The organism is Alteromonas sp. ABV4_515, from assembly GCF_056160345.1.
In genome coordinates, this window is the sequence record NZ_JBSWWZ010000002.1 from 396,356 (window position 1) to 420,838 (window position 24,483).

The 24,483-nt window shown below is 48.0% G+C and carries 24 protein-coding genes; 15 read left to right on the plus strand and 9 right to left on the minus strand.

The window, feature by feature from the left end:
• Positions 1-5 precede the first annotated feature (5 nt).
• From ACXAGX_RS06030 to ACXAGX_RS06075, 10 genes are all read left to right on the plus strand, one after another.
• The gene (locus tag ACXAGX_RS06030; protein WP_474821272.1) at positions 6-635 is read left to right on the plus strand and encodes a HEAT repeat domain-containing protein; all 630 of its coding nucleotides are present in this window, start codon (positions 6-8) and stop codon (positions 633-635) included.
• Positions 632-1,504, plus strand: a complete 873-nt coding sequence (locus tag ACXAGX_RS06035; RefSeq protein WP_070125021.1) for a CheR family methyltransferase — start codon at positions 632-634, stop codon at positions 1,502-1,504. The genes ACXAGX_RS06030 and ACXAGX_RS06035 overlap by 4 nt, the downstream gene beginning before the upstream one ends.
• A complete protein-coding gene (locus ACXAGX_RS06040; RefSeq protein ID WP_474821276.1) occupies positions 1,501-1,869 on the plus strand; it encodes a response regulator in 369 nt (122 codons plus the stop codon). The genes ACXAGX_RS06035 and ACXAGX_RS06040 overlap by 4 nt, the downstream gene beginning before the upstream one ends.
• 1 nt (position 1,870) lies before the next feature.
• Positions 1,871-4,585 (plus strand): chemotaxis protein CheA, encoded by a 2,715-nt coding sequence (locus ACXAGX_RS06045; RefSeq protein WP_474837205.1) that lies wholly within the window; start codon positions 1,871-1,873, stop codon positions 4,583-4,585.
• On the plus strand, positions 4,576-4,839 hold the full coding sequence (locus tag ACXAGX_RS06050) for a hypothetical protein (protein WP_474821284.1): 264 nt from the start codon (positions 4,576-4,578) through the stop codon (positions 4,837-4,839). Before ACXAGX_RS06045 ends, ACXAGX_RS06050 begins: the two co-directional genes overlap by 10 nt.
• Complete coding sequence (locus ACXAGX_RS06055) at positions 4,836-5,579, plus strand: ParA family protein (protein ID WP_474821288.1); 744 nt, start codon at positions 4,836-4,838, stop codon at positions 5,577-5,579. Before ACXAGX_RS06050 ends, ACXAGX_RS06055 begins: the two co-directional genes overlap by 4 nt.
• A 14-nt stretch (positions 5,580-5,593) precedes the next feature.
• Positions 5,594-5,956 (plus strand): response regulator, encoded by a 363-nt coding sequence (locus tag ACXAGX_RS06060; protein WP_070125032.1) that lies wholly within the window; start codon positions 5,594-5,596, stop codon positions 5,954-5,956.
• Between the two features lie 8 nt (positions 5,957-5,964).
• Positions 5,965-7,254 carry a methyl-accepting chemotaxis protein gene (locus ACXAGX_RS06065; RefSeq protein WP_474837207.1) on the plus strand — a complete coding sequence of 430 codons (1,290 nt, stop codon included), beginning with the start codon at positions 5,965-5,967 and terminating at the stop codon, positions 7,252-7,254.
• A 545-nt stretch (positions 7,255-7,799) separates the two neighbouring features.
• A complete protein-coding gene (locus ACXAGX_RS06070; RefSeq protein ID WP_474837210.1) occupies positions 7,800-8,447 on the plus strand; it encodes a hypothetical protein in 648 nt (215 codons plus the stop codon).
• A gap of 45 nt (positions 8,448-8,492) precedes the next feature.
• Positions 8,493-9,755, plus strand: coding sequence for a hypothetical protein (locus ACXAGX_RS06075; RefSeq protein ID WP_474837212.1), 1,263 nt, complete (start codon positions 8,493-8,495; stop codon positions 9,753-9,755).
• Between the two features lie 75 nt (positions 9,756-9,830).
• On the opposite strand, the gene ACXAGX_RS06080 is transcribed toward ACXAGX_RS06075, so the two are convergent.
• From ACXAGX_RS06080 to ACXAGX_RS06120, 9 genes are all read right to left on the minus strand, one after another.
• Positions 9,831-10,703 carry an aspartoacylase gene (locus ACXAGX_RS06080; protein WP_474837214.1) on the minus strand — a complete coding sequence of 291 codons (873 nt, stop codon included), beginning with the start codon at positions 10,701-10,703 and terminating at the stop codon, positions 9,831-9,833.
• Positions 10,704-10,781: 78 nt separating this feature from the next.
• Positions 10,782-11,012 (minus strand): DNA gyrase inhibitor YacG, encoded by a 231-nt coding sequence (gene yacG, locus ACXAGX_RS06085; RefSeq protein ID WP_474837216.1) that lies wholly within the window; start codon positions 11,010-11,012, stop codon positions 10,782-10,784.
• Positions 11,013-11,063: 51 nt separating this feature from the next.
• Positions 11,064-11,816: a cell division protein ZapD gene (gene zapD, locus ACXAGX_RS06090; protein ID WP_474821309.1), complete on the minus strand. Its 753-nt coding sequence runs from the start codon at positions 11,814-11,816 to the stop codon at positions 11,064-11,066.
• A 146-nt stretch (positions 11,817-11,962) separates the two neighbouring features.
• Positions 11,963-12,580 carry a dephospho-CoA kinase gene (coaE, locus tag ACXAGX_RS06095; protein ID WP_474837218.1) on the minus strand — a complete coding sequence of 206 codons (618 nt, stop codon included), beginning with the start codon at positions 12,578-12,580 and terminating at the stop codon, positions 11,963-11,965.
• Entirely contained in the window at positions 12,577-13,458 is an 882-nt protein-coding gene (locus tag ACXAGX_RS06100; RefSeq protein WP_474837220.1) for a prepilin peptidase, read from the minus strand. The genes coaE and ACXAGX_RS06100 overlap by 4 nt, the downstream gene beginning before the upstream one ends.
• Positions 13,459-13,567: 109 nt before the next feature.
• Positions 13,568-14,776 (minus strand): type II secretion system F family protein, encoded by a 1,209-nt coding sequence (locus tag ACXAGX_RS06105; RefSeq protein ID WP_474837222.1) that lies wholly within the window; start codon positions 14,774-14,776, stop codon positions 13,568-13,570.
• Positions 14,777-14,837: 61 nt separating this feature from the next.
• Entirely contained in the window at positions 14,838-15,266 is a 429-nt protein-coding gene (locus ACXAGX_RS06110) for a pilin (RefSeq protein ID WP_474837224.1), read from the minus strand.
• Positions 15,267-15,508: 242 nt separating this feature from the next.
• On the minus strand, positions 15,509-16,366 hold the full coding sequence (nadC, locus tag ACXAGX_RS06115) for a carboxylating nicotinate-nucleotide diphosphorylase (protein WP_474821324.1): 858 nt from the start codon (positions 16,364-16,366) through the stop codon (positions 15,509-15,511).
• An 18-nt stretch (positions 16,367-16,384) separates the two neighbouring features.
• Positions 16,385-16,891, minus strand: coding sequence for a retropepsin-like aspartic protease family protein (locus ACXAGX_RS06120; RefSeq protein ID WP_474837226.1), 507 nt, complete (start codon positions 16,889-16,891; stop codon positions 16,385-16,387).
• Between the two features lie 99 nt (positions 16,892-16,990).
• Here ACXAGX_RS06120 and ampD point away from each other — a divergent pair, with 99 nt between their 5' ends.
• From ampD to aceF, 5 genes are all read left to right on the plus strand, one after another.
• On the plus strand, positions 16,991-17,536 hold the full coding sequence (gene ampD / locus ACXAGX_RS06125; protein ID WP_474821331.1) for a 1,6-anhydro-N-acetylmuramyl-L-alanine amidase AmpD: 546 nt from the start codon (positions 16,991-16,993) through the stop codon (positions 17,534-17,536).
• 25 nt (positions 17,537-17,561) lie between these two features.
• Complete coding sequence (ampE, locus tag ACXAGX_RS06130) at positions 17,562-18,428, plus strand: regulatory signaling modulator protein AmpE (RefSeq protein WP_474837228.1); 867 nt, start codon at positions 17,562-17,564, stop codon at positions 18,426-18,428.
• Positions 18,429-18,808: 380 nt separating this feature from the next.
• Positions 18,809-19,567: a GntR family transcriptional regulator gene (locus ACXAGX_RS06135; RefSeq protein WP_474821338.1), complete on the plus strand. Its 759-nt coding sequence runs from the start codon at positions 18,809-18,811 to the stop codon at positions 19,565-19,567.
• A 165-nt stretch (positions 19,568-19,732) separates the two neighbouring features.
• A complete protein-coding gene (gene aceE / locus ACXAGX_RS06140; RefSeq protein ID WP_474837230.1) occupies positions 19,733-22,399 on the plus strand; it encodes a pyruvate dehydrogenase (acetyl-transferring), homodimeric type in 2,667 nt (888 codons plus the stop codon).
• A 20-nt stretch (positions 22,400-22,419) separates the two neighbouring features.
• On the plus strand, positions 22,420-24,435 hold the full coding sequence (aceF, locus tag ACXAGX_RS06145; RefSeq protein WP_474837232.1) for a pyruvate dehydrogenase complex dihydrolipoyllysine-residue acetyltransferase: 2,016 nt from the start codon (positions 22,420-22,422) through the stop codon (positions 24,433-24,435).
• Positions 24,436-24,483 lie beyond the last annotated feature (48 nt).

Below are 24,483 nucleotides of genomic sequence, written 5' to 3' on the forward strand. Positions count from 1 at the left end.
ACGCCATGGGACTGAGAAAAAGCCGAGGTGAATCTGCCGCTCAGGCAGATCGCCGTCAAAGCAGCAGAGATCTCACGTCTCTTATTGACGATCTGCAAAACGAAGCTGCTGATGTACGGCGCTGGGCCGCCCGTGATCTTTCAAACAATCTTGAGGCGCGCAGGGCTTTACTGGATCGCATCGATGTTGAGCATGAGCCTATGGTACTCGAAGCGTTATTCAGTGCAATCGAAGACATGTGTGACGAAGAGGTTGCCGGTGAGGTCTTGATTAAACTGAAGTCTGAAGATGCGCAGGTTCGTAATGGTGCCATAGAGTTGCTGCAAAATAAGCCTGTGTTATTCGCCAGTCACGTTAATGAGCTGTTGAATGACGAAGACAGTGATGTTCGCATTTTTGCTGTGGACGTCATTGGCGCGATTCGTCATCCCGACGCCGCGTTATGGTTACACGACGTTGTGATGAACGACAAAAACATCAACGTGGTCGGCACCGCAATCGACAAGCTTTCAGAAATTGGTAACAGCGAAACCCTCGATGTGCTTGAAAAAGTCTCGGCGCGCTTTTCGAACGAAGCTTATATCCAGTTTGCGATCCAATGTGTTCGTCATGCCGTTGCAGGAGAGGAAATATGACCAGCATTGGAGCCGCAGCGGCGGCGGGGGAAATTTCTGACGCCGACTTCGACCGTTTTCGTTCGATGTTTTACCGAAAAACCGGTATTTATTTTGAAGATTCAAAACGTTACTTCGTCGATAAACGCTTAAAAGAGCGTATGAAACAAACGGGTCATACGTTGTTTAAAAGCTACTTCACATTTATGCGTTTTCAGGCATCAGGCGATGAACTGCAAAGCCTGGTCAACGCGATGACGGTGAACGAAACCTATTTTTTCCGCGAAGATTATCAGTTTGAAACCATGTGCCGCCATTTAATGGACGAACTGGATGATATGCGCCCGGCTGGCGAAGATTTACGAATATGGTCAGTGCCTTCGAGCACGGGTGAAGAACCGTACTCTATTGCCATCTACTTGCTGGAGTACTGGAAAGGATTGGAGCATCGCGATGTCGAAATTGTGTCATCGGATATCGATACTAGCGTTTTAGAGCACGCCAAGCGCGGCATCTACTCTAAGCGTTCGGTGCAGAATATCCCACTCACCATGCGTCAGCGCTATTTTACCCAGCATGGTAACGAGTTCCATCTTTGCAGTGACATTAAAGACTCGGTCACTCTTTGCCTGGCAAATATTCTCGGTGCAGAAGTGCCTGGCCGCTTCCGCTCATTCGACCTGATTTATTGCCGCAACCTGCTGATCTATTTTGATGATGATTCGCGACGCAGAGCAGCACAGGTGCTGTATGACGCATTAAAGCCCGGTGGCTATATTTTCTTAGGTCACAGTGAATCAATGAGCCGCATTTGCTCGCTGTTTAAAGTGAAAAAATTTGGCGATGTTATCGTTTATCAAAAGCCCACTAATGAGGGAGCGTTCAGATGAAAACTATCATGATAGTGGATGATGCAAACACCGTCAGAACTTACCACAGAATGATTGTTGCCAATGCACAACGTCAGGTAGAGGAAGCTGAAAATGGCGTCGAAGCGCTCGAAAAAGCCATGGGTAAGCAAATCGATCTGTTTATGGTAGACGTGAACATGCCCAAAATGGATGGCTACAGACTCTGCCAGGAAATCCGTCGTGACGACGCGCTCAATCAGGTACCGATTATCATGATCAGTACGGAGTCGCAGGCTGGTGATGCCACCAAAGCGTTTGATTGCGGTGCTAATTTCTACATGACTAAGCCGGTAGACGGCACCACGTTAAACGACATGGTGTCTCTGATGTTGGGAGAAGAATAGTATGAGCGAGCTGTTAGATACGTTTATCGGAGAGTCCCGGGAAAACCTGGAGTCGGCCAGTCAGGAACTGATCACGTTGCAAAGCGTCGGGTATGACGCTCAGGCCGTTGATACGATTTTTCGTGATATTCACACGATCAAAGGTTCGTCTGATTTATTCGATATTAAACCTCTGACACGCTTAGCCCATGCTTCTGAAGATTTACTCGACTGTTTGCGTGCTTCGGACATCCCGTTCTCCGATGAATTAGGCGATGTTTTACTCGAGAGTTTTGATCAAATCAGTACCTTCTTTGACGAACTCGAAGCCGGTACACATCAACTCTCCCAATGGGAGGGCGTATCTGCAGAGTTGGCCGGTCGTTTAAGAAACTTTATGAACACCGCAGAAGCTCCTTCCGGCATTGAGGCTACTCAGTCAGCGGAGAATGCCACTGAAGCTCCTGCGGGCATCGCAGCGCCAGTCGCCGCGTTACCAGAAACTGCCGTCAACTGGTTATCGTCAATGTCGGATACGGCCCGGCTTACACTGTTTTTTAAATCACAGGAATCTACCGGGCTACATTATTTCCATTACACGCCGGATGCAGACTGTTTTTTCCGTGGAGAGGACCCATTTAATGTCAGTCTGGCGACACCAGGGCTAATTACCCATACCATCACGCGTAAAGCGCACGTTGAAGGCCCTGAAGATGTCTTCCTGTGTCATCTGGATATTCTGCTCCTAAGTAGTGCCGACTGGGATTCGCTGTCGTCACACTTTGCTTATTATGAAGGGCAATATGAGCATACCCAAATCAGTGCCGAGCAGGTGTATCAGCAATGTGCGCCACTGATTAGCCAAATTCTGCATGAAGAAGAAGTCGAGACACTGGCACAGGCATTAGAAAACGAAGGGCCGGAACAAATCGCCAGGATCTGTAATTTTATTTGTGCATCCACAAACCCTGATTCAGTGGTATGGCAATTCTGCGCGGGTATCGAGCGGCTCACTGAAAACCCAGCAATGCTTAGCGCATTCTGTCAGTGCTTGTTTGCTACGCCTGACACTGCACAGACCGATGAAACGCCGGTTACAGGTGACGTTAGTGAGGAACCCATTGCTGAAGCTGCCCCCACGCAGCCAGCAGAAAGCGAAGGGCTGTCTGAAAATGCTCTGGCCATGCTTAAGCAGCAGGAAACGGTATTAATCAGACTGATCGATGGTCGAGGAAATCAGGGAGCGTTGGCATCGATAAACTTAATTGTGAGCCGTATCCTCAATCTTGATGTCGTCGACAGAACCCCGGAAGATCTTTTGCGCGTCATCGCAAGTGAGGGCGCGCAGAATGACAGTCAGGAAGCGCCAGATTCTACCGGCGCTGAAGCGCTTGCCGCTACTGATGCAGAAGCGCCCGTGGCCAGCGAACAGGCTGCGGCCATGAATGATGACAGTGCCAGTGAGAACAAACCTGCCGCTGAAGCGACGCAGGCTGAACCGGCAGAGGTGAAACCTGAACCCGTCAGTGAAACGTCGGCGAAGCCTGCAGACCGTCAGGTGCCTCGCACATTAAAGGTGAATCAGGAAAAAATTGATTACCTGATGGATCTGGTGGGCGAACTGACGGTAGCAAAAAACTCGCTACCTTATCTGGCGAGGCAAGCCGAGGAAGATGGCGGCAGTCGTAAGCTTAGCAAACAAATTAAATCACATTTTACTATCGTGAATCGTCTTACCGAAGAACTACAAAGTGCGGTTCTACAAATTCGCATGGTTCCGGTATCGCATGTGTTCCAACGATATCCTCGTTTGGTGAGAGATTTAGCCCGCAAGCTGAATAAGAAGATCGAGCTGGAAATGCAGGGGGAAGATACCGAGTTCGATAAAAACCTCATCGAATCGCTGTCGGAACCGCTCATTCACTTGTTGAGAAACAGCATTGACCACGGTATTGAGGCGCCCGCCGACAGGCTCGCTGCAGGTAAAAATGAATCTGGCTGTATACAGCTGATTGCTACGCCACAAGACGATAACGTCGTCATTGAGATCCGCGATGACGGAAAAGGGATCGACCCGGCAAAAATAAAAATGCTGGCCTACCAGAAAGGCGTTATTACTGAATCGCAACTCGAATCGATAAACGACGAAGAAGCCCTGCAACTCATTTTTGCCCCCGGTTTCTCTACCTCCGAGCAAGTTTCAGATTTATCGGGTCGTGGCGTGGGTATGGATGCCGTTAAAACCATGGTGACGCAGGCCGGCGGTTATATCGAAATGCAGTCTGAAGTGGGCAAGGGCACACAGTTTCGTCTGGTGTTGCCACAAACCATGTCTGTGAACCGGGTCATGATGTTCGAAGTAAATGAGCAAATGTTCGGTGTAAGCATGGACAGCGTTGTGGAAACGGTGAAAGTGCGTCCTGAAGAAATTCAACAAATTAAAAATCATCAGGTTCTGGTTATCCGTGACAAGTTGGTCCCCCTTCACGACCTGCGCGAATATTTAGGTTTCGAATTACAAACGCAAAATGTCGAAGAGCAGTCTATCCTTGTAGTAAATACCGGAAATGGTGATATGGGGTTAGTTATCGATAAGTTTCATGAAGGTATTGATGTAATTCAGAAGCCTCTGGAAGGTGTGATGGCGGGTTACTCCCACTTCAGCGGTACTGCTTTACTTGGCGACGGACGTGTTTTGCTAATCGTTAATGTACCGGAGTTACTGTCATGCCGATAACCTACAAACAAAAAGTTGCTGTTCTGGACGGAAACTGTGAGGTGGATCTTGCAGAAGAACTGGATGCCTGGTTAGCGGAAAATCCTAAACGACAACTCAATCTGAAAAGTCTGACCCACGCACATACTGCAATTTATCAGGTGATGATTAAGCATGGCATATCGGTTTCGGTGTGGCCTGCAGATGATCAGGACTGGCACTGGCTAAAAGTGGCCATTGATAGCAAATTGTACGATGAAGAGACGAACCCATGAGCGATGTGTTGGTTGTTGCGAATCGAAAAGGCGGCACAGCGAAAACCACCACCGTGGTGAACCTGGCCTATGCATTAAGTGAGCGTGGCGCGAAGGTGCTGGTCATCGATTTGGATAATCAGGGCCATGTTGAATTTGGTTTCAGTGCAGGCGATGCCCAGGGCGCCCAATTATCCATGCCTGATTGGCTAAGTAGCTTTGAGGAATTCAAAGGCGTTTTCTGTTACAGCGAGAACATTCAGCTTGTGCTGGCCCATACCAATAGTGCATTTGACGAATCAGCGTACAAACTTGACAGATTCAGCTCTATGTTTGATGCCATAAGCAGCACAAATCAGTTTGATATTATTCTTGTCGATACACCGCCAACCCTTGGGCCGCGTTTACTCTCTGCCCTGGCGGGAGCCAATAAAATTGTTATTCCGGCTGAACCTACACCATTGGCATCAGATGGCGTAAACAAGCTACTGAACGCCTGTATGAAGGCGATTCAAAATAAACATTTCAGAGCCACAACCATTGATATTTTACCTGTGATGGTTGACGGCAAATTGCGAATTCACCGGCAGACGCTGGGGCTTTGGCAACAAAAGTTCGGTGCAGGGCGGATTCTTCCTGCAATACGCCGTAACGTTAAAGTGGCAGAGGCATTTGCGGTGCATTTGCCGGTGTCTGAGTATGCGCCGCTTTCCGCCGGGGCAGAAGACTACCGTTGCCTTTGTGACAGACTATTCTCATAGAAAAGAGGTGATCAATGAAGACCATCCATTTGGTAGACGATTCAGCCACGATGCTGATGAGTATGGAAATGCTACTCAAACGTGCGGGCTATGATGTTATTAAGTCTGAGAACGCCGAAGTCGCACTCACAATGTTACAGACTGCTACACCAAAATTAATTATCACAGACTTAAACATGCCAGGTATGAATGGCATTGAGTTAATCAAAGAGATTAAGAAGAACAGTAAGTTTCGGTTCACGCCTATTCTTATGTTAACCACTGAATCTCAACAAACTAAGCGTGAGGAAGCCAAACGCGCTGGCGCCACTGGATGGCTGGTAAAACCGGTCGAACCTGATCAATTGATAGCCGTTGTAAAACAATTGGTGCCGTAGGAGGCTTTATGATTAATTTGCGAGAAACAGGGCTTGAAGTCATTGCGCGGTTACGTCGTTCACAGCGACTCAATAACCCAACTGTGCAAGCAGTATTACTCTCAATACTGGGAGCCGTATTTGCGTTGTCTGGTGTGGTGGCGGTAAACGTATTCACTAGCGCGCAATTCTCAGTAGGTGTTGCTGTTGTTTGTAGTCTCGTAACCAGTGCTTTCTGGATTGGTAAGCAATTACTCACCAGTGAAAATTCTAATAATGCCGAGCTTGAACAGGCGCTTGCACAAGCCAATGATTATCTCGACAGGACGTCTGCGCAGTTGCACACCACCCACAAACAGGTGGATGAATATGCCGCAATCCTTAACGGCCAGATTGACGGTATTTCCAATATTACGGAAGAAGCTTCTGTCGACCTGATGAGTGCGTTGTATCAGATTGAAGAAGTGATTCACAACGGCATCGACAGTATCGAAATGTCTCAGCGCAATACGGCCTCGTTTAAAGCGGAAAGTGCTGCAGAAATTGATGATGCGAATCAGCGACTGGAAGAAATTACCCAGCTAATACATAGCCAGCAAGAACACGACAAGGCGCATACTGCGGCGATTCAGGAAGTGCTTGGTGAAATTGATAAACTGAAAGAGCTTACTGAGCTGGTAAAAAATATCGCTTTCCAAACAAACCTGCTTGCACTCAATGCGGCTATCGAAGCTGCCCGGGCCGGTGACTATGGTCGCGGGTTCGCCGTGGTGGCAGAACAAGTAAGAACCTTGTCTTCACAATCTTCAGAAGCCGCAGAGAAAATTGAAACAGGCATTCGCTCAGCGATGGAAACCGCCAAGGTGCATGGTGAAAAGTTATTATCTACCAATCAGAGTCAGGAAACCTGCGATCTGCTGACGTCGTTCTCCGGTTCTTTAGCCAATATGACAGACCATTATCGTAGGCTGGAAGAGTTTAGCCCTCGTATGCTGAGTTGTTTTAGTGGGGTGGCGAAAGATATTGCAAGCAAAGTGAGTGGGGCGATAGGAAAGATCCAGTTTCAGGATATTATCCGGCAGCGAGCTGAAAACGTAAAACTGGAACACGAGGCACTGGTGAGTCTTTTCGGACAGTTTTCAGAGTACATCGATGGACGCAAAGCCTTTGACGACTCGTTTAACCTGAGTACCGCTGAAATGTTTGAAAAGTATGTGATGGAGGACCAGCGTCGTATACATTTTGATTTGGCGAATTCTGATGGTGAAAAGCGCGAGGTCGTTGAGGAGACCCGTGAGCCAAAAATAGAACTCTTCTAATCCAGACACTACGCTTTTTATCCAGGCAATATTCAGACAAACAATGCGACCGTGCTGCTGTGCCGGTCGCTGTTTCAATGAGCCGAACTCTCGTCTTTACAACTAGTCGCACCGTTAGCTTCACAACCAGTCGCACTCGCAGCAGCATAAGTTTCTACACCTTTGGGCTGTTCTCTTTCCTACACGCATCTGTGAAACCCTTTCAACTAACAAAAAAGTGTGACGAATATTTCGCATTCTCTAAAGGTTAATTGACATATCACCGGTTTTTCTAAGGGCAAAAGCCTAACGATAAGTGTTTATTTTTACTGCATATGTGTAATTGGTGACATTTGTGACTATGTTGTACTGACGCCGTGCGCGGTAGTTTTGCGGAATAAAACCAGAATGCATTTTATACAATGTTATCTCAATTAATACATTATTTCCGTCCAAAGTGGCTCATGCTTAAGTCGTGCAAAGGCTGGTAGCTTCTCTTCCGGGTTTGGAGAGTTGCCAGTCTTTTGCAATATGTTTCACCATTATTACGGTAGTAGGAGGACTTCATGAGTCAGAATTCAAAACGCGCATTATCAAAGCACGACGAATTTCAGAAAGTCAGCGAAGAACTGGAGCAGTTGTTAACACAGCTTCGTCAGTCCTGCGAATCCGTAAAAGAATGGGCGGAAGATGATTTACTCAAGCAACTGAGCGAAGCCATTGCCGGTGTACCTGAATGCGATGTGGACGACGCTGAGGCAGTAAAACAACTATTATTTCCACAAGGGAAAAAAATATGTCGTGGAGAAGTTACCGCTGTTCTGTTTGAGCAACTAAACTCAGAGAGTTTGCAAATGCGCCGGGCCGCTATTCAAGTTATAAAACTTCAGCCGCTTTTGCTCATCGACTATGTGAGTCCTATGCTTTATCACGTCGATGTTGAAGTGCGCAAATTAGCCATCGAACTGGTGTTGTTCTGTGAACGGGATGAAGCGTGCTATTGGTTGCACAGCATTGTACTGGAAGATCAGAGTGAGGAAGTCGTGGGTCGTGCCATTGAAGCGCTGTGTGATGTAGGCAACAGCCTAACGCTACCATTACTCAATCGTATAGCAGCACGATTCCACTATAGCGACTATATTCAATTTGCAGTGGCTTACACGCGGCAGTCTTTAATTAGCAAAGCCTGGCTGCTCGGAATCAAAGGTGAATAATGTCTTATCCGTTTTAAATTAGCGGATGTAGGCTGAGGGGTAAACATGGGCGAACTCAAGACGAGCATTATTGCACAGGCACTGCGCAACCTCGCCCAGGCTCGACATTGTCTGTCGACATTGGAATCTGATAACCTATCGCTGACTGCCTCTTCGTTTGTCATTAAACATACAGAAACCCTTACCACGCTGTCGGCGCTACTGTCATCCGACGCCATGAATACGCTTACGCAGTTCGCTACAGAGGTGCTAAAAGCGCTACAAAACGGCGAATTACTTTATACCGACGAGGTTCATGATGTGCTTTGTCAGGTGTTTGAAAGACTGCAACTGTTTCTTGAGCAATGCGACGCGCCAGATTTCGACGAACCCATTTTTCTTTGTCAGGCTGAAGCTTTGTGTGGGCACGCTGACGAAGCTTTAGAACCCGTCAGAAATATTGCCCGGGCAGCCCTTGATAATTTGGATAGCGCAAAAGAAAATCATGTGGAGCCATTACCTGATTTTCTGAACGCATGGCTGGCAGGTTGTCACAACAAACTTCTGTGCGACGCGCTTTTTACTTCCCTTGCTTACGATAAACCATTGCAAATTGTTATTTATCGCCCTGATCCAGATTGCTTCTTTCGTGGCGAAGATCCTTACGCCATTGCCAGGGCCTGCCCGGGATTTATTGGTCAGCGCATTAAAGCGAAACCTTATATAGAGGGGCCAGAAGATGTGTTCCTCTGTCATTTGGATATATTTATCTTCACCATCGGCGACGACGAACTGCTTAACTACCTTTCCCCGCTGTATGAGCAAGTGGAAGTGGCAACAGTGTCTGTTTACCAGCTTTTTCCTTTTTGTAGTCACATCATCAGAGAAGCATTGCTTACTGAAAAAGCGGAATACCTCAACGACATGTTAGCGCTGGAAGATGCCAAGCAGGTTGCGTGCGCCAGCGGCCTACTTTTCAGTGAATATGAAGATTGCGCGCCGCTGAAAGTGGTTTATGCAGGGATCGAACAATTAGCCCTTGACCCGGCTTCACTTGAACGATTCTTGTATCTGCTTTCTTTTAACCCTGAACCCGCAGAGGCAGAACGGGCAAAACTGATGGCGGTGAACGCGATTGATGGTGAGCCGGTTACGCCAGTATCAACAGAACAATCTCACACTGCGTGGCGACAGGAAACAAAGGCACTACTTGAAAAGCAGAAATGGCTGACAGGTTTGATGTTGGCAAATGAACAAGACGTGAGCGCACTGGCGCATATTCAGTGTGCGCTGGCGGAAGCGATACGACGGCATTTAAGCCGTAATTGAAATCATTCGAAGGTCACCTCGCCAAAGCAGAACAATGTTATTCGGTGAGGTGACCTTAAGCATTTAATTCGAAAATCAGAACTCTATGCGATCTGACGTCGAAAATGCCACGTCGAGTTTGTGATACGCCGCTTCATTCACAAAGTGAGGATAGGTTTCTTTCTCTCCATCCCATACATAATCAGAACCATCGAATCCGCGGAACATGGGAGCGCCAGGTAAGAGTGGGATGAAATCCTGATCCTGAATGCTGTGGTGGATCATGGCTTTTCGCATGCCGTCTTCATCGAGGGGGAATTTGAGTTCATAGCCAAGACGGAAAGCTTCACAAGGCGGCAGTTCGTTCAGTGCTGCGTCCTGATTGTTCCAGGCCAAACAAAAATCCAGGATGGCTTCTGCCATGGTAAGCGTTAACTGATAGACATCTTCCCGCAGCACGCCCTGAGGTTGTGCGCCGACTTCTATCATCACCCCTTTTTTGCCCACCGTGCAAAGGTAGCCGTGTTCTGCGAATGCTTTTTCATCTTCAACCAGAATGTTGGCTTCTGGCATGGCTTGTTTTACGAAACGTGCCAGCTTCACATTGAAATCATCATTTTCCAGTACAATCAGGGTAGCGCCCATGTTGCTGGTGGTGTTATGAATATCAATAAAAAAATCTGTGCGTGTATAGCCTTTAGGACCGAATTTCTGGTTCAGTTCCTTGGCCAGAACCGCTTCACGTGCCGGATTGTCTCCCGCAAGACGTTCAGCAGTAAACTGGCGATTAAGATCTTCATCTAAGAAGCGTACGTTTGCCGCAATCGCTGCAGTATTCGCCAGTGAACAATCGACATTAAGGGCAGAAAAGCGGGAAGGCAGGCCGAATTTAAGCCAGTTGCGAATAAGCTGGATGCCACTGGTTTCGTTGCCGTGTGTGCCACCCGTCAAAGTAATGGTATTAAGCATAATGGGTTGGTGACCTCATCAGTAGAAGGGAAGTGCGTTGTTAGCTTCCCGGGAAATCAGCCGGACAGGGCAGGGCGATCAATGCTTGAAAAAGTCGTCCTGCTGCTGGCTCAGCATTGCTTCTATGTCTTCAATGTCCGGAAGACCCGGAGGTGTATCAGAATGTTGTTTAGGACCAGGGATTGAGCGGTCTTCACCCGCCCATTCGCCAAGGTCGATAAGCTGACATTTTTTTGAGCAAAAAGGGCGGTGTTCACTTTTTTCCGACCATTCCACGTCAGCACTGCAAATAGGGCATTTCACTTTCACAAGTATTCACCTTTGCGCTACAAAATAATGCGGATAAAACGTGTTCGGAGTTTAACAGGACGCCATAGCAAAAGACACAGTGTTCTCTACCGAGGGCGATTGTCCCGCGGCGCTTTCAAACAGCATGAAACGAATGGCGTAGCGGTATTTGTTACCGCTAAAAGTGGGGTAATAGCCTTGATTACTGTCGCAGCGAATTCGCATTAACCCGCATTTGTCATCGGCCACGCCCTGGTAAAAGCCGTTGCTGGCTTCGAAGGGTTTAAATTGTCCACGCTCACGCAAAAACGAAAGCAATACAGAGACGGTTTCATCGAGCAGCTTCAGCGATGACAACCAATTTTTTACTGATTCGTGTATGTCGTCTTGCGGTCGGTTCAACCAGTAATGCAGGTTGGGTAAATCAAAACTACATGTACCGCCAGGGATGCTGAAACGCTGACGGATAGAGGCGAGAAATTTATCGTCTTTCAGTGCAGTGCCGAACTTGCGTTCTTCTTTCAATTTACTTTTTAGTTGAATGATCAACTTTAAAGATTGTTCCAGCGCATTGGTGTCGATGTTGGGATGCTGTGACCAGTGCACCAGATTGCGCTCATGAACGTCGAGATCTTTTACCAAGTCGGTACGCAAATCCAGTCGGTCAAGTAAGTCCATCAGGGTGAACAGTTGTTCAAAGAAATATATCTGTAATGCAGGGTTTTGCACCGACGCACCGGTTTTCAACTGCGCTAACAAATGCTCGATACGCAGGTAATTCCGCACTTTTTCTTTAAGTGGAAATTCGTAAATGGTGGTCGTCATGGGCCCTCTCTGCATGGTTGAAACTGGTAAGCGTGGTTGTAAGAAACTGGTCTATATGTACCGTTATCGAACAGCGAAGATCACCAGACTCTTGCACTACAGCGCAAAAGTACAAAAATATCAAGCTTTAAGCCGGGATCGGAGGGTTAGCGGCCACTTTTTTGCGCGGATTGTTGCGTATATTGCTGATGCAGAGATTTTACCTGTAAAGGCAAGGCAGAAAGTTCACCGTTGTTGTCGATGACATTTTGGGCTTTCTCGAGGCGTTGCTGACGGGTGGCCTGAGACGCCATTATGCTTTTTATGGTTTCAATATTGCTGCCATCGCGACGTGTTGCCCGGGCGAGTTGTGTTTCTTCACTGCAATCTACAACCAGCACAGTATCGGCCATACTGTCGAGGCCATTTTCAATGAGCAGCGGAACTGAAAAAACCACATAGGGGCTGGTGGCTTCCTGAAGTTGGGTTTGCATCTCCGCGCGAATAGCTGGGTGGAGCAGGGCATTCAGCCACTGTTTGTCAAGGTCGTTTTCGAACACCCGTTTGCGTAAAGCGGGTCTATTCAGGCTACCATTCTCGGTAATAATAGCCTCGCCGAAGTGGTCGATGATTGCCTGAAGCGCAGGCGTTCCCGGTTCGACAACCTGGCGGGCGACGACATCAGCATCCACAATATCGATGCCCTGTTGTGCAAATAAATCGCTAACCGCAGATTTACCGCTACCAATCCCACCAGTGAGACCAACAACAAAAGGTTTACTCATGCGCCGAATGCCCAAGCTAAATAGGCATCTATAATTTCAGCTTTATAGAGTAGCGTGAGGTAGCCCGCAACCGCCAGATAGGGTCCAAACGGTATCGCCAGTGATTTACCCGAGCGCTGGGCCACCATGAGTGCAATGCCTGCAACGGCACCCACCACGGATGAGAGTAAAATGATAATAGGCAACCCTTGCCAACCTGTGAACGCGCCCAGTGCCGCCAATAATTTGAAGTCGCCGTAGCCCATGCCTTCTTTGCCGGTCAGCAATTTAAATAGCCAGTAAACCGACCATAAACTTAAGTAACCTGCAGCAGCACCAATAATGGCATCGGTAGTGCCCACAAACACATTCAGGGTACTTAAAATGAGTCCTAACCACATCAAGGGCAGAGTCAGCTGGTCTGGCAGCAGCATTTTGTCTAAATCTATAAACAGTAGAGCGATCAACACAAACACAATAAGTACAGCCCATAATCCCTGTGCAGTTGCACCGAAATGCCAGGCCGTAAACGTGCACACCAGCGCGGTAAAGAGTTCTACTAACGGGTAGCGGATAGAAATCGGCGCTTTACAACCGGCACATTTGCCGCCCAGCATGGCGTAACTAATCAGGGGAATGTTTTCCCAGGCGCGAATTTTATGTTTGCAATGTGGGCAGGTGCTATCCGGCTTTACCAGGTTAAACGGTGCCTGCTCGGCCGCAGCGGTGTCGTCGGGGTGGAAGTAACTTTCGTACTCTGCTTTCCAGCTTCGTTCCATCATAATGGGAAGACGATAAATCACCACATTCAGAAAGCTGCCAACCAGCAGGCTAAAAATAAAAATAGTGGTAAGAAAAAGTGGTGTGCTTTGCTGAAGCAGGGTAAAGATTGCGTCCATAGTTCTTGCTTTTCTGTGGGTTAGAGTAGACCGGATGGCTTGTGGCAAGACTGCCTGAAAAGCCGTCTTGCCACAATGAATATTTTAACGGGGCGATACACTGCCTCGGTTAAACCACGCTACCCATCTGGAAGATTGGCAGATACATGGCGATGATCAAACCACCAATTACCACGCCAAGAACGGCCATGATGATCGGTTCAAGTAGACTGGTGAGTCCGTCAACCATGTCATCAACTTCAGCTTCATAAATAGACGCAATTTTTGCCAGCATTTCATCAACGGCACCGGACTCCTCACCAATGGCGACCATTTGTGTCACCATGTCAGGGAATACGTTCGTTGCGCGCATGGCGGTATTCATTTGCAAACCACCGGCGACTTCTTTCTTAATGAATAAAATCGCATCGCGGTAGATAGCGTTACCTGACGCACCTGCGGCGGAATCCAGTGCGCCGATTAACGGAACACCGGCTGAAAAGGTGGTCGATAATGTACGGGCAAAACGGGCAACCGAGGCCTTTTTCAGAATGTCGCCAACCACAGGGGCTTTTAGGACGGCAGCATCCACTTTATCTCTAAGTGCCTGAGATTTCCTGTGTGCACGAATGAAAAGAAAGATAGCAGCGGCGATACCAGCACCGATAAATATGCCGTAATTTTGTACAAATTTAGAAATGCCAAGCACAAATTGGGTAAAGGCTGGTAGTTCGGCACCAAAGCTACTGAATATTTCTTCGAACTGTGGAACAACAAAAACCAGTAGGATGGTAGTAACGATAAACGCCACGACTACTACCGCAATGGGGTAGAACATGGCTTTTTTAATTTTGGATTTGAGTGCTTCGGCTTTTTCTTTATAAACCGCAATGCGATCAAAAATGGTTTCAAGTGCACCAGACTGTTCACCGGTTTTCACCAGATCGCAATAAAGATCATCAAAATAGAGCGGGTGTTTTCTTAATGCACTGGAAAGGGGATTACCGGATTTTACTTCGGTAGCAATTTCAGACAGTAACTTGCGCATGGACGACTTATCGTGGCCTTGGGCAATCATATCTAAAGACTGAATAAGGGTTACGCCAGCACCTAACATGGTAGCAATCTGACGGGTAACCACAGAGATGTCTGCCGCATTGACTTTTTTCTCGCCACCAAACAGCGGTTTGCTCTGTTTACTGACTTTATGCGCTGATATGCCCTGTCGTCTCAACAAACTTTTGGCTTCAGACAAAGTGAGAGCCGAGATTTCACCTTTGCGGTTACTGCCTTGTCTATCCTTACCCTGCCAGACAAAGGTAGTTGCGACTTTTGCCATTACAATCCCCTTCCAATGAAAAAGCCCAAGCAGAGCTCGGGCCTTTTAGAAAATCAGTCGATTAACAGAGTGATGCAGCGATACAAGTACTAGCAGCGTTAACTGTCCAAGTGATCTTGCCGTTTGCCAGTGTTGGAGTCAGTACGTAAGTCTCACCGTTCAGACCATTTGCTGATGCTGCAGTTGCAGTCAGTGAAGGTGTACCTTCAGCCCATACCAGGCTTGTTAAGTGGCCGCTTGCGCCCAGGTCAGCTGGAACACCGTTAGTTGAAGGTGCACAGTTTGAAATCGCGCCAGTTGCTTGTGCGCAGACTTCGATAGCTGTTTTGTGACCAGAGGTCGCCAGAATAACTTCAGAGAACTTCGCTTTAGAAGTGTATGTCTGATAGGCTGGCAGAGCTACTGCAGCCAGGATACCGATGATAGCAACAACGATCATCAGTTCGATTAAGGTAAAGCCTTTTTGGTTTTTTGCGTTAAATTTAGTCATGGTATCTCTCCGGGTTTGCGTATAATGCGCGAAATTAAATTGGGTCATTCAAAGTTACGATTTATACCTGAGTCGTTTATTGAACGTCCCCGGTACTTGATGCTCAGTATAGGCGGAGCAAGCCAACTGACAAGTATTCAGAAATATACATATGGATAGGAAGTACGGCGGTAAGGGGATGAGCGTGGATACCTTTAGGGGAGAAAGTTAAAGTACCCACTTATCTGATATTAAAGCAGTTTTTAATCTTTCATTGCCACTCGTAACGACAAATCCACAGCCATTACGTTTTTGGTTAAAGCCCCAGAAGATATAAAGTCAACACCTAATTTTCCTAAAGATTGCAATCTTTCATCCGTGATATTGCCAGAAACTTCGAGTTTACTTTGCCCTTTCGTAATGTCGACTGCGCTTCGGATCTGATCATTACTGAAATTATCCAGCATAATAATGTCGGCACCGGCTTCGAGTGCTTCTTTTAATTCCTGCAGGTTCTCTACTTCAACTTCCACAGGCTTGTCTGGATGATTTTGTTTCGCCGTTGCCACCGCTTTTTCAATAGAGCCGCAGGCGAAGATATGGTTTTCTTTAATCAGAAAGGCATCAAACAATCCGATTCGGTGGTTTTTACCCCCGCCACAGGCCACTGCATACTTTTGTGCGAGTCTCAGGCCGGGTAAGGTTTTACGGGTGTCCAAAATCTTGGTTGGGTAAGGGGCAAGTATCGACGCATAATGATGTGATACCGTCGCCGTAGCAGACAGGGTTTGCAAAAAGTTCAGTGCAGTTCGCTCTGCAGTGAGGATACCGCGCGCAGGGCCTGCCAGCGAAACCAGCACATCATCGGCTTTGGCTTGTTGGCCGTCATCGATAAGAATGTTGACTTCAATACTTTCATCGATGAGAGAAAAAGCCGCTTTCACCCATTCCATACCACATACAATGCAGTCTTCGCGGGTAATAATCGTAGCGGTGGCCTGGGTATCGGCGCTAATCAGGTTTGCGGTAATGTCTTGACTGGCGTCGGCGCTGCCGCCTAAGTCTTCTGCCAGGGCCTGCGTGACCTGCTGTCTTATGTCGTCCAAAGTCGGTGTCGTCATACTGAAACTCTGCTTATATTAAAGTGTACGCAATATTAACCATTCTCCGCGCTGAGTAAACTCAAGCTGCCTCAAAACACTCATTCCAAGGAGGATCTGGTTATCATTCATACCGGGATTAAGGTTCGCACGCACATCATGCAGCACAATGTCGCCAATGCGTAACGTATCTATACTTGTACGGGCCACACGAACCACACCATTTGCCGTTTGTGCCATGCCAGATCCCGTGGCGGTTAATCCCAGCTTTTCTTGCAGGTAAGCCGGAATGGCAACATCGGTAGCCCCGGTATCGACTAAAAAGGTGACTTCTTCGCCATTAATAAAGCCATTGGTCACATAGTGGCCAGCTCGATTTTGTTTTAACCGGACTTCTGTTTGGTTATCTAGTCGCACGGATTCCGGCTCACGATTGGGATTTTCTTGTCTGTCGAGCAAGTCCGAAAATACAAACGTCAATAAACCCAGCCCACAGACCCAAGCCAGCGCATACATCCATTTCCCTGTACTCTGATTACTACTCATTTCTGCCTCTTTTTGTTTCTGCAGTGGTGGTTCGCTCTCTTGAGTAACACTGCCGCAGGTGTCAAACTTGCTTATAAATAAGTATCGAACCCTTTTTATATGGACTTAATTGCAGATTGCCAGTTTACACCTTCACCTTTTTATGACGAACGACCTGACAACGAGCAGGTGTCGTTACTGGTGATCCACAATATATCGTTACCGGCAGGCCAGTATGGCACCGGGGATATAAAAAGGTTGTTCATGGGCACCATTGATTGTAACGCACATCCCAGTTATCACGACTTAGCGGGTATAAAGGTGTCTGCCCACTGCGTGATCTATCGCACCGGTGAGGTTGAACAATTCGTGCCGCTGACAAAAAGGGCATGGCATGCTGGTCTTTCTGTGTTCCAGGGGCGTAGCAGATGTAATGATTATGCCATAGGTATAGAAATGGAAGGGTGTGATACTGAACCGTTTACCGATGCACAGTATCAAAGCCTGATCCGTGTCACACAAAAGATAATAGATAGCTTTCCGTTAATTACCGCAGGCCGTATCATTGGCCATAGTGATATTGCCTTTGGCAGAAAGACAGACCCAGGTGAATTTTTTGACTGGAGCCGATACAGACAGGCGCTGTCTTTTGGCAATAAAAAATGAGCATCCTTAATAAGGGAATAATGAAGTGATTCTGATTAGTTTATTACTCGCGTTAGCGCTGGACAGAATGGTAACCCGAACGAAGTACTGGCAGTCTGCTGTTTGGGTTCGTGCTGGTCTGCGTAAATTTAACATTTCAGCACAACAGGATGAGGCTTCTCGCCGTATTTGGTTGTACTTATTCGTGCCTGCACTTGTACTGGCACTGTTAGAAACTTACGTTTTAGGTGGTTTTCTTACCTTTATAGAGCAAACAATCGTGCTGTTCATTGCGATCAGTTGTACCCGTTTCCGAGATATTTATAAATCCTGGATCCAGGCAGCTCATCGTGAAGATGCCGAAGCGTGCGATCTGTATGAAAGGCAACTACATCTCGGACTACTTGGCAAACGCGATAAAAAATCGACCCCTGACGACGGTACCCGCATGCAGCGTTTGTTACTGCTTGCGAATTTCCGCTATTTCGGTGCAGTAATATTGTTCTTTATCTTCTTTGGCGCGCCGGGTGCACTATTCTATATGTGTGTGAGAGAAGCCCATCAATATTACCGCGAGCATCAACATGCTGCTGCACGAGTGACGCATCGCCTGTTATTTGCTCTGGAATGGCTACCTGCCCGTGCAACCACACTGGGTTATTTAATTGTGGGTCATTTCTCTAAAGCGGCAGGGGCATGGCTTGAGTCGATCACAAATACCGCAAACGACAGCGCTGATGTGCTCTGGTCTGTGGCCCGTGAAGCAGAAGTGATAGATGATGAGGGAAGCTTAGGCTACTCAAAAGCCGCGGCGCTCACTCATGTTCAGGCTGGCGTGCGGTTAGCAAAGCGTAATATCATCTTTTTACTGGTTGTTACTTCACTCCTCACTTTAGGCGGTTGGTTAGCATAACCATGCAGTGGTAGACCATTGAAGCCTGCTAATCGGATTACCACTATTACAGTATAAAGCGCGGTGTTTTCATGATGAAAACGCCGTTTTTATTTATGCTGCACCTGCACAAAAATGGTTGTTAAATCAACCTGTTCCGTTCATAAAATCATCTTTATTTCACTCGTCAGACCAGATTGGGCTGTAAAAAAATTTCAACAATTTCAATTGTTAGCTCAATCAAAAGGTTAAATGTAAGTTACTTTCGATGAGTGACTATTTACCTACATTTCGATCTATCCTAAACTAGATAGGTAAAATGGTATTACCAATGTGGCGGTGGCATGTAACTTTGTTTACATATTGGCCGTCTAATTTCGTAAGCGAGGAACCGCAACGGTATGCGTGACGGCCGGAAAAAATTATCAGATGTCATTACTGAACAACTCGAATCGATGATTCTTGATGGCAGTCTGTTGGCTGGGCAACAGCTACCGCCAGAACGTGAACTGGCTATCCAGTTTGATGTATCCCGCCCCTCACTTCGTGAAGCAATCGGTAACCTTCAAGCCCGTGGTCTGGTTGAACGCAAACAAGGTGGTGGCACTTTCGTAAGCCGCAATCTTAATGCCGCCATTACCGACCCGCTTATGGCCCTTATCAGCCGTCGTCCTGAAACCCAATTTGATTTGTTGGAGTTTCGTCACGCGCTGGAAGGTATGGCTGCTTACTACGCAGCGTTACGGGGCCAGCCTGAAGACTATAAAGCCCTTCAGGAAGCGCTGGATAACTTACCTGCGCTGAAACCGGGCGGAAGCAAACGTGACATGGCCGAAGCGGTAACCGCGTTCTACATGATTATGGCCCGCGCTTCACACAACATGGTGTTATTGCACGTTATGAGCACCATGAAAGACATGTTGGTTGACAATATCGAACGAAACTTTGACATGCTTGCTCTACACGAAAGTGGCGAGGAGGCTGTCTACCGGGAAGTCGCGCAACAACGTAAGGTTATCCTTGCAGCCATTGTTGCGCGAGATCCTGAAGCGGCCCGGCAGGCATGTAATGCTCACCTGGCGCTAATTGAAAAAACTCTCCTCGACATCAATCAACGCGACAGTCGCGTTCAGCGAGCGTTGCGACGTCTGGAGATATAAGGCCTGGCCTTAAAGTAAAAATACCTTGCCGGTTAGCAGTAGGTAAGAAAAGAAAAAGGGTGAGCCGCTTAGGCCTGCTCAAAGTACAACCTAGTTTAGTCTTTCATCCTCCATGGATTCGCCATGCGGGATGATTTTTACTATCAGCAACAATAGGATGGCACCATGACTGAAATGATGCACCAAGATGTGGATCCACAAGAAACACAAGAATGGCTGGAGTCGTTAGAGTCAGTATTAGAAGAAGAAGGCGTTGAAAGAGCGCACTTTTTATTAGAATCACTGATTGAGAAAGCACGCAGAAATGGTGCCCACTTGCCGTACGACGCAACCACGGCTTACATCAACACGATTCCACCGGGGCAAGAACCAACCATGCCTGGTGACCAGACTATTGAAGGCAAAATCCGTAACGCCCTGCGTTGGAATGCCCTGATGATGGTTCTGCGTGGTTCTAAGAAAGACTTAGAGCTGGGCGGTCACATTTCAAGCTTCGCGTCTTCTGCCATGCTGTATGATGTGGGCTTCAACCACTTCTACCGTGCACCAAACGAAAAAGACGGCGGTGACTTCGTACTTTACCAGGGTCACGTTTCACCAGGTATCTACAGCCGTGCATACATTGAAGGTCGTCTCACCGAAGAACAACTAGATGGTTTCCGTCAGGAAGTAGACGGCAAAGGTCTGTCTTCTTACCCACACCCTAAATTAATGCCTGACTTCTGGCAGTTCCCGACTGTTTCTATGGGCTTAGGTCCAATGCAGGCGATTTATTTGGCCCGCTTCCTCAAGTACCTGACTGATCGCGGTATTAAAGACTGTTCTGAACAGCGCGTATGGTGCTACATGGGTGACGGTGAGTGTGATGAGCCGGAAAGCTTAGGTGCTATCGGTCTTGCAGCTCGCGAAGGCCTAGACAACCTGACTTTCGTTATCAACTGTAACCTGCAGCGTCTTGATGGCCCTGTACGTGGTAACGGCAAAATTATCCAGGAACTGGAAGGTACCTTCCGTGGCGCTGGCTGGGAAGTTATCAAGGTTATCTGGGGTCGCTACTGGGATCCTCTGCTGGCTCGCGACACATCAGGCAAACTGCTTGATCTGATGAACGAGACCATCGATGGTGAATACCAGAACTGTAAAGCTAAAGGCGGCGCGTACACCCGTGAGAAGTTCTTCGGTAAATATCCAGAGCTGAAAGAAATGGTTTCTAATATGTCAGATGAAGACATCTGGCGTTTGAACCGTGGTGGTCACGATCCGGTTAAAGTTTACGCAGCTTACGACCGTGCCACTAAAACTAAAGGTCGCCCACAGGTAATCCTGGCTAAAACCGTTAAAGGTTACGGTATGGGTGCATCTGGTGAAGGTAAGAACATTGCCCATCAGGTTAAGAAAATGGATAAAGACGCGGTTAAGCAGTATCGCGATCGTTTCAACATCCCTGTATCTGACGAAGCATTAGCTGATCTGCCGTACTACAAGTTCGACGAAGACAGCGAAGAGATGAAATATCTGCGCGCCCGTCGAGAAGCCCTGCATGGTTACATGCCGGTACGTCGTGCTAAAGCGTCTGAAGATTTACCAGCGCCAGCAATGAAAGCGTTCGACGCGATCACTAAAGGTTCTGGCGACCGTGAAATCTCTACCACAATGGCGTTCGTACGTGTACTGACTGCACTGCTTAAAGACAAGCAAATCGGTAAGCGCATCGTACCTATCATTCCAGATGAAGCCCGTACTTTCGGTATGGAAGGTCTGTTCCGTCAGGTGGGTATTTACTCTTCACAAGGTCAGAAATACGAACCACAGGATTCTGATCAGGTTGCTTATTACCGTGAAGACCAGAAAGGTCAGGTACTGCAGGAAGGTATCAACGAACTGGGTGCAATGGCATCGTGGTTAGCAGCAGGTACTTCTTACAGCACTAACGACCTGCCAATGGTACCTTTCTATATCTATTACTCCATGTTCGGTTTCCAGCGTGTTGGCGATATGGCGTGGGCAGCAGGTGACTCACGTACCCGTGGTTTCCTTGTTGGTGGAACTGCTGGTCGTACAACGCTGAACGGCGAAGGTCTGCAGCACCAAGATGGTCACTCCCACACCCAGGCGGCATTGATCCCGAACTGTGTGAGCTACGATCCGACTTACGGCTACGAAGTAGCAGTTATCGTTCAGGACGGTCTGCGTCGCATGCTGGAAGAGCAGGAAGACGTGTTCTACTACCTGACAGTAATGAACGAAAACTACAAGCAGCCTGAAATGCCGAAAGGTGTTGAAGAAGGTATCGTTAAAGGTATCTACAAGCTGGATACTGTGGGCAGCAGCGATAAGAAAGTAAAACTGCTGAGCTCGGGTACTATCCTTGAGCAGGTACGTGAAGCCGCTGAGAAACTGGCGTCTGACTACGGCGTAGAAGCCGAAGTATACAGCGTTACTTCGTTCAACGAACTGGCTCGCGATGGTCAGAACTGTGACCGTCACAACATGCTGCACCCTGAAGCCACAGCTAAAGTGCCTTACATCACTGAAGTACTCAGTGAAGGTAATGATGGCCCGACTATCACCGCAACTGACTACATCAAGAACTACGGCGAACAGGTACGTGACTTTGTACCAGGTGCTTACCGCGTTCTTGGTACAGATGGTTTCGGCCGTTCTGACAGCCGCGCGAACCTGCGTCGTCACTTCGAAGTTGACGCTGCATATGTAACTTACGCAGCGCTGTACGAACTGTACAAAGCGGGCTCTGTTGATGCCAAGACGCTGTCTAAAGCGATGACTGATCTGGGTATTGATGCTGAGAAAGTTAACCCACTTTACGCATAAGCTAAGGGAGACTAACGAACATGGCAGATATTAAAGACGTACTGGTACCGGATCTGGGTGAAGATTCGGTAGAAGTAATCGAAATTTGCGTAGCAGTGGGTGATTCCGTAGAAGCGGAAGACGCACTGGTTACAGTAGAAAGCGACAAAGCCAGCATGGATATCCCTGCACCGTTTGCCGGTAAGGTATCTGAGCTGAGTGTTAAAGTTGGCGATAAGATCTCCGAAGGCGATTTGCTGGCGAAACTAGAAGCGGCGGGTGCTGCTGACAGTGCGCCTGCAGCTGAAGAAAAGCCTGCTGAAGCACCAAAAGCTGAAGCACCAAAAGCGGAAGCGCCGAAGGAAGAAGCTCCGCAACCTGCCGCTGCACCTGCAGCGTCGGGTGGTACTTCGGTAATCGAAGTTACTGTACCGGATATCGGTGACGCTGCTGACGTAGACGTTATTGAAATTCTGGTCGCTGAAGGCGATTCTGTTGAAGCGGAAGATGGCCTGATCACCCTGGAAACTGACAAAGCAACCATGGACGTACCTTCGCCGCAGGCAGGTAAAGTGGTTAGCCTGAAAGTAAAAGAGGGCGACAAGGTTTCGGAAGGCTCTCTGGTTCTTACGCTGGAAGTAGGCGGTGGCGAAGCCGCTGCTCCTGCACAGGAATCAGCGCCTGCTGAAACGCCTGCGCCAGCTGCAGAATCTGCCCCGGCAGCAGAAGAAGCGCCTGCTGAAGAAGCTGCAGAAGAAGAAATTGAAGTTCAGGTTCCTGATATCGGTGGCGATACTGACGTAGACGTTATCGAAATTCTGGTTGCTGAAGGCGACACCGTGGAAGCGGAAGACGGCCTGATCACGCTGGAAACTGATAAAGCGACCATGGACGTACCAGCGCCTAAAGCCGGTACCGTTACCAAACTGCTTATCAAGCAGGGTGACAAAGCGTCTCAGGGCACACCTGTTATTATGCTGAAAGTAAAAGGTGCGGCGAAACCTGCTGCTCCAAAAGCTGAAAGCAAGCCAGCGGCATCTGCTCCAGCTCCGGCTGCACAGGCGCCACAGCAGAAAGCACCACCGGTTCCGCATCACCCGTCTGCAGGCAATAAGCCTAAGTCTGGTAAAGTGCATGCGTCTCCGTCTGTACGTCGTCTGGCCCGTGAATTTGGTGTTGACCTCACTCAGGTTGACGCGAGCGGCCGTAAAGGGCGTATTGTAAAAGAAGACGTACAGTCTTATGTGAAACACGAGCTGTCACGTCCGAAAGCTACTGCTGGTTCAGTATCTTCCGGCAACGGCGGTGGTGGTTTGCAGGTTATTGCACAGCCTAAAGTTGATTTCTCCAAGTTTGGTGAAATTGAAGAGAAGCCGTTAACCCGTATTCAGAAGATTTCTGGTCCTAACCTGCACCGCAACTGGGTAACCATCCCACATGTAACGCAGTTTGAAGAAGCAGATATCACTGATCTGGAAAACTTCCGTAAAGACCAGAACAAGATTGCCGAGAAGCGTAAGCTGGGCGTTAAAATCACGCCTCTGGTATTCATGATGAAGGCGGTTGCCGATGCGCTGAAAGCGTATCCGGTATTCAATACTTCACTTTCTGCCGACGGTGAGTCTTTAATTCAGAAGAAGTACTACCATATCGGTATAGCGGTAGATACTCCGGGAGGCCTGGTCGTGCCGGTTGTCCGTGATGTTGATAAGAAAGGCATCATGGAGATTTCCAAAGAGTTGATGGAAATCAGTGTGAAGGCGCGTGATGGCAAACTGAAAGCTGCAGATATGCAAGGTAGCTGTTTCACCATCTCAAGCCTTGGCGGTATCGGTGGTACGGCATTTACGCCAATCGTAAATGCGCCGGATGTTGCTATCCTGGGTGTGTCGAAGAGCGACATTAAACCTAAGTGGAATGGTAAAGAGTTTGAACCGCGTTTGATGGTGCCGTTATCACTGTCATACGACCATCGTGTTATTGACGGCGCGGTGGCAGCACGCTTTGCTGTACACTTAAAAGCAGTTCTGGAAGATATGCGCCAGATGCTGCTGTAGAAAAAAGTGAAGGGGAGGGAATAAATACCTCCCCTTCGTGATTTTTAT